Origin of the sequence: Flavobacterium luteolum (genome assembly GCF_027111275.1) — a bacterium.
In the GTDB taxonomy this organism is placed as follows: domain Bacteria; phylum Bacteroidota; class Bacteroidia; order Flavobacteriales; family Flavobacteriaceae; genus Flavobacterium; species Flavobacterium luteolum.
Window position 1 is genome coordinate 3,373,724 of the sequence record NZ_CP114286.1, and the last position, 13,421, is coordinate 3,387,144.

General features: G+C 42.5%; 8 protein-coding genes. 1 reads left to right on the forward strand and 7 read right to left on the reverse strand.

What is annotated here, in order from left to right; all coding sequences use genetic code 11:
• Nucleotides 1-78 precede the first annotated feature (78 nt).
• Nucleotides 79-2,304: a glycoside hydrolase family 3 N-terminal domain-containing protein gene (locus OZP10_RS14395; protein ID WP_281631483.1), complete on the forward strand. Its 2,226-nt coding sequence runs from the start codon at nucleotides 79-81 to the stop codon at nucleotides 2,302-2,304.
• Nucleotides 2,305-2,465: 161 nt separating this feature from the next.
• Here OZP10_RS14395 and OZP10_RS14400 read toward each other — a convergent pair whose 3' ends face one another.
• The 7 genes from OZP10_RS14400 to OZP10_RS14430 form a co-directional block, all read right to left on the reverse strand.
• The gene (locus tag OZP10_RS14400; RefSeq protein ID WP_281631484.1) at nucleotides 2,466-2,954 is read right to left on the reverse strand and encodes a hypothetical protein; all 489 of its coding nucleotides are present in this window, start codon (nucleotides 2,952-2,954) and stop codon (nucleotides 2,466-2,468) included.
• A gap of 285 nt (nucleotides 2,955-3,239) precedes the next feature.
• Nucleotides 3,240-4,181, reverse strand: a complete 942-nt coding sequence (locus tag OZP10_RS14405) for an aldo/keto reductase (protein ID WP_281631485.1) — start codon at nucleotides 4,179-4,181, stop codon at nucleotides 3,240-3,242.
• 65 nt (nucleotides 4,182-4,246) lie between these two features.
• Nucleotides 4,247-6,658, reverse strand: coding sequence for a glycoside hydrolase family 3 N-terminal domain-containing protein (locus OZP10_RS14410; protein WP_281631486.1), 2,412 nt, complete (start codon nucleotides 6,656-6,658; stop codon nucleotides 4,247-4,249).
• 51 nt (nucleotides 6,659-6,709) lie between these two features.
• Complete coding sequence (locus OZP10_RS14415) at nucleotides 6,710-8,884, reverse strand: glycoside hydrolase family 3 C-terminal domain-containing protein (RefSeq protein ID WP_281631487.1); 2,175 nt, start codon at nucleotides 8,882-8,884, stop codon at nucleotides 6,710-6,712.
• 27 nt (nucleotides 8,885-8,911) lie between these two features.
• A complete protein-coding gene (locus OZP10_RS14420; RefSeq protein ID WP_281631488.1) occupies nucleotides 8,912-11,128 on the reverse strand; it encodes a beta-glucosidase in 2,217 nt (738 codons plus the stop codon).
• A 144-nt stretch (nucleotides 11,129-11,272) separates the two neighbouring features.
• Nucleotides 11,273-11,752 (reverse strand): delta endotoxin C-terminal domain-containing protein, encoded by a 480-nt coding sequence (locus OZP10_RS14425; protein ID WP_281631489.1) that lies wholly within the window; start codon nucleotides 11,750-11,752, stop codon nucleotides 11,273-11,275.
• A 199-nt stretch (nucleotides 11,753-11,951) separates the two neighbouring features.
• Nucleotides 11,952-13,412: a glycoside hydrolase family 30 protein gene (locus tag OZP10_RS14430; protein ID WP_281631490.1), complete on the reverse strand. Its 1,461-nt coding sequence runs from the start codon at nucleotides 13,410-13,412 to the stop codon at nucleotides 11,952-11,954.
• Between the last annotated feature and the right edge of the window lie 9 nt (nucleotides 13,413-13,421).

A 13,421-nucleotide genomic window follows, 5' to 3' on the forward strand; every position in this document is an offset into this window, starting at 1 on the left:
TTATAAATTTAGCGAAGGCGGCCTAGGATTTATTCTTCCTTTAAGGCTGCCTTTTTTTTAAAGATTAATTATGAGCTAATGAGAAAAATTATTGCTTTTACAATTTTCGCGCTGCCGTTTCTGGCTACGGCGCAGCAGCCGATAGATCAAAAAGTGAATGATCTGTTGAAGAAAATGACCATTGAGGAAAAAATAGGCCAGCTTAACCAATATACAGGAGACAATCAGGCTACTGGGCCAATTACGATAAATCCCAATAAAGAATCTGAAATCAAAGCTGGATTGATTGGTTCGATGCTGAATGTCATTGGAACAAAATATACAAGACAATATCAGGAATTGGCAATGCAGTCGCGCCTTAAAATTCCATTGTTGTTTGGTCAGGATGTTATCCATGGCTACAAAACAACATTCCCGATTCCGCTGGCCGAAGCAGCAAGCTGGGACTTGACGGCTATTGAATTGGCAGCCAGAGTTGCGGCTACGGAAGCATCTGCAAGCGGAATTCACTGGACATTTGCGCCAATGGTTGATATCGGGCGTGACCCAAGATGGGGAAGAGTCATGGAAGGAGCAGGAGAAGACACTTATTTAGGTTCTAAAATTGCTTATGCACGTGTAAAAGGTTTTCAAGGAAATAAGTTAGGGGACTTGAATTCGGTTATGGCATGCGTGAAACATTTTGCGGCTTATGGCGCAGGTGTTGGCGGAAGAGATTACAACTCAGCTGATATGAGCGAAAGAATGCTGTTGGAAACTTATCTGCCACCATTCAAAGCGGCTTTAGATGCTGGAGCCGCAACTTTTATGAATTCATTTAATGATTTAAACGGAATTCCAGCTACTGGAAACGCTCATTTGCAGCGTGACATTTTAAAAGAAAAATGGAACTTTCAAGGTTTTGTTGTTTCTGACTGGGGATCAATCGGGGAAATGGTGGCACATGGCTATTCAAAAGATTTGAAAGAAGCTGCTTATTCGGCAATCACCGCTGGAAGCGACATGGATATGGAAAGCAATGCATACCGCTACAATCTTGCTGCTTTAGTTAAAGAAGGAAGAGTTTCAATTGATTTGATTGATGATGCAGTAAAACGTATATTACGCAAGAAGTTCGAATTAGGTTTATTTGAAGATCCATACAAATATTCAGATGACAAAAGGGCTGAAAAAGTTTTAGGAAATCCCGAAAACAGAAAAGCCGCACTTGAAGTTGCTGAGAAAAGCATCGTTTTGCTGAAAAACGAAAATCAGACTTTGCCACTTTCTAAAAACCTGAAAACTATTGCCTTTATTGGTCCAATGGTCAAAGAATACAAAGCAAATATGGGATTCTGGGCTGTTGAATTGCCAGAGGTAAACTACGATAAATGGGTAGTTTCGCAATGGGATGGCTTGCAGAACAAAGTTGGAAAAAATACCAAATTGCTTTATGCCAAAGGCTGTGAAGTTGATGGAGACAACAAAGACGGTTTTGCAGAAGCGGTTGCAACTGCCAAGCTAGCTGATGTTGTAATTTTGAGTATTGGTGAAAGACACAATATGAGCGGCGAGGCAAAAAGCCGAAGCGATCTTCACATTCCTGGCGTACAGGAAGATTTAGTAAAGGAAATTATGGCAACCGGAAAACCGGTTGTGGTTTTAGTAAATGCTGGAAGACCGCTTATTTTTAACTGGACAGCAGACAATGCTCCTGCAATTGTATATACATGGTGGTTAGGTTCTGAAGCTGGAAATGCAATCGCTGATGTTTTATTTGGAGATTACAATCCGTCTGGAAAATTGCCTATGACTTTCCCAAGAGAAGTAGGACAGGTTCCTATTTATTACAACCATTTCAGTACAGGAAGACCTGCAAAAACGGAAGATTCTAAAAACTATGTTTCGGCTTACATTGATTTGAAAAACTCGCCAAAATTCCCTTTTGGATACGGCTTGAGTTATACAAAATTCAATTATTCTGATTTGAAATTATCTGCAGCAAAAATAAAAAGCAGTGAAACAATTAAAGTTTCTTTTCAATTGTCAAATGTTGGAAAAGTTGCCGGTGAAGAAGTGGCGCAGCTTTATTTAAAAGATAAATTCGGATCTGTAGTGCGGCCAGTTTTAGAACTGAGAGATTTCCAGAAAGTGAAATTAAAAGCGGGAGAATCAAAAACAATTGAGTTTACAATCGACAAAGAAAAACTTTCTTTCTACAATAATAAATTAGAATGGGCTGCTGAACCAGGGGATTTCGAAGTAATGATCGGAACTTCGTCAGCAGATATAAAACTTAGAGCAGACTTTGAATTAGTGCAATAGCAGAAGTCGATTTAATTGGCGTTATGGATATTCTTAAATTCCTTGAAGATTTTTTAGATTCCATAGCGCTGATTTTTTTTGAAAAATTACCAATGGTTCTTTTTTAACGTGCTCTAACAATTCATTAAAATGGAAGAATTTGCAGATCCGACAAGCAAATTTCAGAAAATTTTTTTCAAATAATCTTTTTGAAGCTGATGCAGAAAGATTTCGAAATGCCTTTGAACAACTTTTGCATTCTTCATGTTGAAAAGCACTTTCCATACACGTGCATTGAACTTAAAGTGGTATTCGCTTCTAAGTTGTGTCTGGCCATTGCCCATCAAACTGTCTGAGAAAAAATACCTGTATTCAATTTCCTGTAATCCAGGAAGAAAAAATATGTCCAGCTGGCGAACTACAACGGTAAAGGACATTTCCGGCAGAAAGGCTGTCAGTTTTCTTTTGGCTGTGCTTCCATCTGCAAAATAAATCATGTGCTCGAAACCTGGCCTGATGGTTCCTCTTTCGAAGGGACGATATGTAAAATTTGGTACATTGGGAAGACCTTTGAAAAAATACAAAAGATCATGCTCAAATACGTATACAAATACTGAGCTCGGATCTCCATTTATTTCAATGGCAGATTTTATTACTTCTGTATGAGCCATAGATAAACTTTTCGTTAGCAACTAATGAAATTCTCAAGAATTATTCACGGGAGTGAAGTTCAGATCAAAATATCTGGCCATGAGGCGCTCCTGCAAATGTATTGGCAGCAATCGGTGCTGAAAAGAATATTCCGCTGCAAGAGAGGTTGCTAAAAATATTACCCAGCCATATTAATGACCGGGTAATAATAACCATTAGTAGGAAGGCGGAAGATATAATTCTATTTCAGTTATTTTTACTTTTGAAAAAAAATGGACTGAATGCCAATTTTGTTGAATTGATTCTTAGCTCCACTCCGGAAACTGAGTTCTGTCCAGATCCAGTTTTGAAATTATTTTCATATCCTGCTCATCAAGCTTAAAATCGAAAATATTCAAGTTTTCAATGATATGCGATTTTTGCGACGATCTTGGTATAGCAATGATATCTCGCTGATAAAGCCATCTCAAATTTATCTGCGCTACTGTCTTGTTGTGCTTTTTTCCAATTGCAATGAAGGCCTCATTTGTAAAAAGGCCATGTCGCCCTTCTGCAAGAGGTGCCCATGCCTCCAGCTGTATGTTGTGCGCTTTTAGTTCTTTGTGGTCGTTTTCCTGTTGAAAAAAGGCATGCGTTTCAATCTGGTTGATCGCGGGCTTAATCTGTGCATAAGACAGGAGTTCCGCCAACTGTTTGGAGTCGAAGTTGCTTATTCCAATGGCCTTGATTTTCCCCTCATTATGCAGCTCTTCCATTGCTTTCCATGTTCCTTTTACATCACCTCTTGGACGATGTATCAGATAAAGGTCAAGGTATTCCAGTCCTAATTTGGCCAGTGTCTCCTCAAATCCTTTCTTAGTGTTTTGGTAGCCTGCGTCATCCACCCACAGCTTTGAGGTTACAAAAAGTTTTTTTCGATCTATTCCGCTCTGCTTTATTGCCAAGCCTACTTCTTTTTCATTGCCATACACTTTAGCGGTATCAATTAGACGATATCCTTGGGCAATTGCCTCGGTAACGCTTTTCACGCAAACCTCGCCGCTAAGGCCGTAGGTTCCAAATCCCAGAATTGGCATTTTAATTCCATTATTCAGCTTCACATTCTTAATATCGGCAGCAGATATTCTGCCCGTGCTGCCGAAGGATTCGAACGAGTGAAGTCCTATGTAGATTCCGGCGGTCGCCAGTGCACCAGTCTGCAGAAATCTACGGCGGTTCATTCCATTGTTTTGATCTTTATTTGACATCTTTGTTGGTTTTATGGTAGTTTGCTATAATTTGATTCTTGCGTTTCGATTTCCTAATGCTGCATTCACTTTTGAATTTCAAAATCTTTTCGAAGTTTTATATCTTCAGAAGAAGCTCCAATCATTACTTCGAATATACCAGGTTCAACAGTCCAGTTCATATCCTTATCCAAAAGCGCCAGATCATCCGGATGAAGCACGAAACTTACCGTTTTAGTTTCTCCCGGTGCCAGGGCAACTCTCTCAAAACCTCTCAGAGTAAATTCGTAAGTTGTTACCGTGCTCACTTTGTCCTTAAGATAAAGCTGTACTACTTCATCACCTTTGACTTTGCCGGTATTGGTTACTTCGACGCTTACGGAAATATCTGCTTGATTTTGTGCTCTTTCAGGAGTCACTTTTAAGTTCTTATAGGCGAAAGTGGTGTAGCTCAAGCCATAGCCAAAAGGATACAAGGCACCGTTTACGCTTGTTTTTCCATATCCATTGGGACCATAAGTCGGCTGATTTGCCTGCGAACCCGGTTTAAATGGAAAGTTAAACTCAATCTGGCCCACTGACTTTGGGAATGTAATGGGCAGTTTGCCTCCAGGGTTATTGTCGCCAAAGAGTGTTTCTGCTATTACTGTCCCACTTTCAGGTCCAGGAAACCAAGCTTCCAAAATAGCGTTTACGAAGCGGTTTTCCCAGTTTATGGTCAATGGCTGGCCGTTTATCATCACCATTACTACCGGTTTTCCTGTTGCCTGCAGAGCCTGAATTAATTTTAGCTGTCTTCCAGGCAGGTTAAGGCCTGTGCGCGAAAGGCTTTCGCCGACACGTTTGGCGTCCTCTCCAACTACCGCAATAATTATATCAGAGCTGCGCGCTTTTTCAACCGCTTCATCAATTTCGGCCTGCTCCTTATCTGTGAGCGGAAATTCGATTATTTCACTTTCGGGCCAATTTGGATCAATAATATCGCAGCCTTTTGCATAATTTACAGTGGCTGAGCTTCCTACATAGTTTTTGATCCCATCAAGAACTGTAGTGACAGGATTATGTGAAGGACCGTACCTGCTGATTGCGTAGTTGGTCTCAGTGGCAAGCGGCCCGGTCACCAGTATGTTTTTGTATGCAGATTTGTTTAAGGGCAGAAGATTGCCAGCATTTTTGAGCAGTACCATACTTTCACGATCCATCTGTATGCTAAGCTCCGAATTTGCTGGCGTGTGCACCGTTTTATCGGCAGCTTTAGGATCTGCAACATATGGCTGGTCAAACAGCCCTAACTTAAATTTTACACGCAGTACATCTGCAACGCGCTCATCAATGGTCTTCATTGACAGCCTGCCTTCTTTTACCAGTTCGCGGAGCGGCATAATAAAGGTCTGCGGCATCGAAAAATTAGTGCGTACGTTCAGCCCGGCCTCAACGACCTGCCTTACAGCTTCCTTATAATCTTCGGCAACGCGGTGTTTGCTGTAAAGAAACTCCGCCGCTTCACTATCGGACACCACATAGCCATCGAATCCAAATTTGTGTCGCAGCAGATCCGTCAGGAAATATCTGCTGCCTGTTATCGGAACGCCATCCCAGTCATTATAGCTGCTCATTACGCCAAGCGGGTGTGCTTCCTGTAGGACACGGCGAAAAGGATACAAGTATATTTCAAACATTTCACGGGGTGCTACATGCGGATCGGTGCGGGAATCCCCATCGCGTCCACCTTTAGGCACGCTGTAGACGGCATAATGTTTTAATGTAGAAGCGACACCTTCTTCCTGTATGCCCAAAGTCATCTGCTTTCCTAATTCTGCAATATGAAAGGGATCTTCGCCATAACATTCCACAACGCGGCCCCATCTCTGATCGCGTGCTGGATCAAGGATAGGTGCGTAAACATTTGTATAGCCTAATGCTTTGGCCTCACGGCCTACAATTCGTCCCGCCTGGTACACCAGATTTTTATTCCATGTGCTTCCTATTCCAATTGGTGCAGGCAGAGGAGTGGCCCTGTCATGATTAAGACCATGAACACCCTCGATGGTGAAATCAACAGGTATTCCCATTCGGGTCTGCTCTACAAACCACTTTTGTATTGTATTTATTGCCGATGCATGTTTGCTGTAGGGGAATGAATATTGAGACTGCGCATCATCAGTATAAGATGTCAGGCTGTTAAGCTGTTCATCGATATTTGCAATTCCGTCTTTCCATACTTCATTTTTCCACGATTCGGCCGGCAATTCTTCCTTTAAGACCCTCTTGTAGCCGTATAAGGTAGCCATCTGACAGGTTTTTTCCTCAAGGTTCATTTGCGATATAAGATCGTCAACGCGTTTCTGGACAGTCTGTTTTGGATCTTCAAACACATCTTTTTTGCCATTCTTATTAAAATCAATCCATCCCTTGCGATAGATATCCTGTTTTTGGGCAGAAACCTTTGACGCAGCAGATAAAAGCAACAGCAGAAGTATAAGATTTTTGTTTTTCATTTAATTGTACTTATGGTAATTTTTGAAATTGATCATTTTTTCAAAAATGAATTATTTGACAGTAATTGTTTTCTCTACTCGCGTATCCGAAGAAGAACTTCCTATAAGCAATTGGATAGTGTCTTTTTCTACTATAAATTTCTTTGATTTCACATCCCAGTACGCCAATTCTTTTGCCTTAATCGGAATAGTTACAGTCCTAGTTTCGTTAGCTTTCAGTGTGATACGCTCAAATCCTTTTAATTCTCGGGCAGGTCTTGAAACTTTTGATCCTATGTGTCTGACGTAAAGCTGGATGACTTCATCGCCCTCTCTGCTTCCGGTATTGGCAATATCCACGCTTACATTTATTTCACCTGTACTGCTTAGCGATTCTGCGCTAGTTTTTAAATTGCTGTATTTAAAAGCGGTGTAACTTAATCCATAACCAAATGGATAAAGAGGTTTTTCTTTCGCATACATGTAGGTGCGGCCATGCGTGATGTCGTAATCCATCATATCGGGCAGCTGTTCAATGGAAGATGGCCAGGTCTGCACCAGTTTTCCGCCAGGGTTGATATCCCCAAAAATAGCGTCCGCCACGGCATTGCCTTCTTCCTGGCCGGAATGCGTAATGTGTATGATTCCAGGAATATTTTCATCAATCCAGTTGATGGCATACGGGAAACTGCTTACAAGTACAACTATTACATTTTTATTGATTTTATAGATCTCTTTGACAAGGTCAAGCTGGGATTGGTCAGGTGAAATGCTTTCTCTGTCAACTGCCTCACGGCCCTCGGAAGGTCCATTTACCTTCAGCCAATTCAAATTCCCTCCTGGGTTGTTGCCGATGCAGACAACTACAGTTTCGGCGCTTTTTGCCATTGAAAGGGCAAGAGTATTATTAGTGGTGTGGCTCACCGCGACACCATCGTCCAGCTTATTTTGAATTCCCTCTGCAGGGCTGACATAGTAGGGCGGGGTTCCGCTATACCAATCGCTCAAAACCTGTTCTGAACGCGGACCTACTACCGCAATTGATTTTATTTTGTTCTTGTCTAATGGCAGAATGCCGTTATTTTTTAAAAGTACTACTGATTTTTGTGTAATCAGTCTCGCAAAGTCGCGATTTTCTTTTGACATCCATGGTTCTGGTCCTGTGCCAATTGCATTGTATGGCACTTCTTCTGCCGGATCCAGGGTGCCCAGTTTGATCATTACCCTAAGGGAACCTCGCAGTACCTTGTCAATTTCTGCCTCGGTTACCAGTTTTCTTTTCAGCGCCTCCAGCGTTCCTGCCTTGTAGTCGTCCAAAAACTGATTAATGCCGGCCTTTATGCAGGCTGCCGCAGCTGTGGCTTCGTCCGGGAAATATTTGTGGTCGGTAACCAGCAGTTTAAAAGCACCTCCATCGGTGCAGATAATCCCGTCTTGTCCCCACTCATTGATCGTTACATCGCGAAGCATTGGACTCACTGTCTGCGGTATGCCGTTGACAGCATTGTATGATGTCATATAAGCTCGCGATCCCCCTTCAATTGTTCCCATACGGAACGGAACCGAATAGTATTCCCTGAAGAGCCTTTCATCAAAATTCGAAGATGAATGGCTTCTTGTATTCTCGTTGCTGTTGGCCAGAAAGTGCTTGATAAGAGAAGCTGTTTTCCAATATTTTGGATGATCTCCCTGCAGCCCTTTTACAAAGGCCACGGTCATTGTGCCGTTGAAGAAGGCATCCTCTCCGAAACACTCCTCAGTGCGTCCCCATCTTGGATCGCGCCCCAAATCAGCGTTAGGAGCTCTTACCACGAGGCCTCCGCGGCGGTATTTCGGATTCTGCACAACATATCTTGTCTCAAAAGCTTCAATTTCGGCAGCTTTTTTAAGTAATTTTGGATCCCAAGTTTCGGCCATTCCTATTGACTGTGGGAATGATGTTGTCGTTACCGCTCCTGGACGCTCCTGGTCGCCTGCTACTCCTGCCGCCAAACCATGCAGTCCTTCTACCTGTCCTGTTCCGTTAAAGCCCAGACGCTCCACAACAGGATGGGTGCCAAGGCAGTTTACTTTTTCCTCAAGGGTCATAAGGGAAAGCAGGTTGGTAATCCTTTTTTCGGCAGGCAATGAGGGATCTTGGAAAGGGTATTTAAACTTTGCCTGCGCAATAGACAGCTGGCTGGCAAAAACCAATATCATTCCCGGTAAAAATTTCAACACGGGATTGCTATAACTTAAATATCTCATCTTTTTACAATTAAAATGGTTTCAAAATTATTTAACTTCGATGGCAACGGTTCCACGTATATCAGCTGCAGAAGAAGCAACTTGGATACTGTATTGGCCAGGCTCTACGGTAAATGAAGATTTCGTTTCATCGTAAAAGGCAAAATCGGATACAGGAAGTTCTATTTCAACTTGTTTAGACTCTCCTGGATTCAAAAATACTTTGTCGAATCCTTTAAGTTCTTTTTTAGCTCTCAGAACCTTTGAATTTTCTTTGCTTATATAGACCTGCGCCACTTCAGCTCCTTTTCTCTGACCGTTATTTTGCAATGTAAATCGTACCTTCACCTTCTGGGTCGAACTGTATATTTTCTTATCGGCCGAGATACCGCTGTAGGCAAATGAAGTATAGGAAATTCCATGTCCGAACGGATAGACAACTGGCTGATTTTTGGTGTCAAACCAGCGGTATCCTACAAGAATATCTTCCTGATAATTGACTTTCCCATTGCTTCCTGGAAAATTTCCATAAGCATGCACTCCATGCTGGTCCAAACTGTATGGAAGTGTGAAAGGCATTTTGCCTGATGGATTTTCGACTCCTGTAATGATATCTGCAAATGCGTTGCCTGCTTCCATACCATTATACCATCCCCATAAAATTGAAGGGACAGCGATTGAGGCTGAGACAAGATCAACAGGTGATCCTGCAATTACAACCACTATTGTGTTTGGATTTGCTTTGGTCACTTCTTTGATCAGCTCTGCCTGTCCGTAAGGAAGCTGCATATTTATCTTATCGGCCGATTCTGTATCGTAATCGTGGTTAAGTCCGCAAAAAATTATGGCAACGTCTGATTTTTTTGCAGCAAGTACAGCCTCGTCTATCAAATGCTGCTTCACTTTGTTTCCATCAGTCAGATTGCCGGCTCCCTGCCCATTGTTGGCACCTTCAACGAAAAAAGAGCTTTTCTCATATCCTTGGGCAAAATTGATCTGCATTTTGCTGCCCAGTTTATTCTTTATGGCCTGCAGCGGCGTAATTTCATAAAGGGCTTTGATTTCGGAGCTTAGACCTCCGCTTGAATGCTTGCGTGTGGCATTGTCTCCAATTACGGCTATTGATTTGTACTTGTTGACATCCAAAGGCAGCAAATTGTTTTGGTTCTTAAGCAGAACTACTGATTCCACCGCTTCACGATAGGCTTCCTGCTGATGCTCTTTCGTGTTCATGCTTGCATTGCTGAATCGCTTTTTAGGATCAAGAACATTGGTGCGGATCATGACACGAAGTACATTTGCCACTTTTTCATCCACCAGGCTCTCAGGAATTTTTCCTTTTTGGACCGCCTCGATCAAAGGATCGGCGAAGTACCATTTGTTATAATCCTTGGCATCAGTTCCCATTTCCACATCCAGTCCTGCTATTGCAGACTCTATAGTGCTATGGGTAGCACCCCAATCGGTAAGGTAAACCCCGTCAAATCCCATTTCGCCTTTTAGTATGTCTCTTACCAGCAATTTGTTTTCTGCGCACCATACCCCGCGGAATTTATTGTATGCCGCCATCACAGTCAGTGCGCCGCCTTCCTCAACTGAGGCTTTAAATGCTGGAAGATAGATTTCATGCAGCGCCCTGTCTGAGGCATTCACATCAATGCTTCCTCTTTCGGTTTCCTGATTATTCAGCGCATAATGTTTTACGCTTGCGGCAACATCTCTGGACTGAAGTCCTTGTATATATGGTACAGCCAGACGGGCAGTAAGAAAAGGATCTTCACTGAAATACTCAAAATTGCGTCCCCCAAGCGGACTGCGGATAATATTCACCCCTGGTCCAAGAAGCACATCTTTTTTTCTAAATCGAGCTTCCTCGCCCAAGACTTCTCCTCTTTTATAGGCGATATTCCTGTTCCAGGTAGCTGCAAGTGCTGTGCCTGAAGGCAGATAAGTTGCCGAGTCATTGGTCCATCCTGCATAGTTCCAGTCATGTCGGTTAATTTCAGCTCGAACGCCATGCGGACCGTCAGACATGCTCCATTCCGGAATACCCAGCCTTTGCACCCCCGATACAAAAAACTTGGAGTTTCCGTGGAGCATACCAGCTTTTTCTTTAAGGGTCATTTTGCTTATCAGCTTCTGGATCCTTGCTTCGACCTTCGGGTCCTTGGTGTTTTTACGCTGCGCTGTCACCGAAACGCTGCAAAGCATTGCGGCTGCTAAAGCCAGAGTATATAAATTAACTTGCTTTTTGATAAAATTCACAATATTTGGTTTTTGGTTAAATAAGATTTCAAATAAGAAGCTCTGGGAATTAATACCATGAGCCGATTATGGGAATATGTAAAATAATTAACTGACCACATAATTCTGCTTAAATTATGTGGCCAGAGAAGTGCAGATATAAAATTATTTCGGCGTAAAGGTCAGATAATCCAGATTCATATTACCGTTTTCGACAATATGCAGTGTCAGGAGCTGTTTTCCCTTTTCGAGTTTGATCCTGCCAATGTTTTGCGATGCATTCCAATGGTGCCATTGTCTCCACGCTACAGGATCTTTGTCATCATGGGTTGAGGCGATTTTCATATTGGAGGTCGCATCTTTTCCATTGACATCTATGGATATGGCTCCATCGCCGTTTGCTGTATACTGCAGTCCTATGATATAAGTTCCAGACTTCTTTACATTGACTGTATAATTAATCCATTCTGCAGGTTCAGTCCAGCCGACATACAGCTGTTTGATCTTAACGGGAATTTTGCTGTATGGCGTTATGTCAATACTATCTGCCTTGGTATAGGAAATATCCACCCCTTCTTTTATTCTGAATTCATTCAGAGGATTTCCGTTTACTGGATTAAGTTTTCCGCTTCCGTTATTGACCATATCCTTATCAGAGTATGCTACGCCCTGGCCGCCTTGATCGTAAAATTCGCATTCAATTTTGCCGGGAATCTGCTGTGTCTTGTATTCTTTCGACTTTTTCATCGAAGACTGGGCGAAGACCGGAATGTAGCTAAGCCCTGAAAGCAACGCGCATGTACCTACGACAATCAAAAATTTTTTCATAATACCATTTTTATAATTAACGTATTTCCAAAGTGGCGATAGAATGTGCCAGGCTGGTAATTTTTGAAGCTTTGCCTTTGATCCATAAAAAGTATTCTACATTATCATCACTTTGGTTCATCACTACAACTTCCAGATTTTTATCAGCATTTATAAAGGCTGTTGTCAAAAGTTTGTTTGTGCTTGAAGAACTTGCAATTCTCTTTGCTCCCGGTTTTACGAATTTTGAAAAGTGGCCTAGGTAATAGTATCCGCTGGTGTAGATCAGTTTTCCAGTGGTAAGGTCAGCATGGATAGGAGCCATACAGAAGTTCTTGACGTGGTTTGGTCCTCCTTTCTCATCCAGCAAAATGTTCCAGTCCGTCCAGGCGACTGTACCGATGTTAAAATCATTGATCATGGACATGCCGTATTTTTCTCCGAAGCTCCATGTTGTAAGCAGTTTTGGATCGAAATCAGCTGCACATCCTTCAGTAAGCAGTAGCGGCTTTTCAGGAAAGGCCTGTGCCACGCGGCGCTCGTTCTCGAAATTCATTCCGTTTTTTGCATCTTCATACCAGTGGTATCCGATACCCCAAACATATTTTGCCGCATCTTTATCTTCCAGAACTGTGCTGACTCTCTGGTACATCAAATCACGGTTATGGTCCCACATAATGAGCTTTTTCTTTGACAGGCCAGCTTTCTGCATGGTTGGCCCCATATAATTTTTTATAAAATCACGTTCTTCCTCTGCAGTAAATATGCATGACTCCCATGTCTGTACAGCCATCGGCTCATTTTGAACAGTATAGCCCCAGATCGGAATGCCTTCCTTTTCGTATTCATTTATAAATTTTACAAAGAAGTTCGCCCAGCTTTGGTGGTACTCAGGCTTTAGGCTTCCGCCAAGCAGAACATTATTGTTGGTCTTCATCCATGCCGGCGGGCTCCATGGAGAGGCATACAAAGTCAGTTTTCCTCCGGCTTTTGCGATTGCCTCTTTGATCAATGGTATTTTATACTTTCTGTCGTGGCTGATATCAAATGTCTTCAGGTCTTTGTCGCCTTCCTGTATATAGCTGTAGATATCGCTTGAAAAGTCACAGCTCTGCATATTGGTGCGCGCCAAAGTATAGCCTATTCCCTTGTCTGAATCATAATAGGCAGTAAGGATTTCCTGCTGCTTATCCTTTGGGAGCTTGTAAAAAACCTCTGCAGCAGAATCGGTAAGTGCCCCTCCGATTCCAAGCATCGTCTGAAAAGTAACCGATGGATCGACAAAGATTGATACTTCCCTTTCTGTCGGCTGAGGTTTGTCCACAAACGACAAAGTCTCGGTTTTGGTCAGTTTTTTGTCGGTGTCCTTTGCTGTCACGTAAACGGTAACGCTTTTGTACTCATTTGTTTTGGGAACCTTTTTCTGAGCTGTCACGCCAGCGGTGACTAATCCGGAAAGCATGATGGTCATGCATGCTCTGATTTGATTCTTTTTCATAATTGCGGT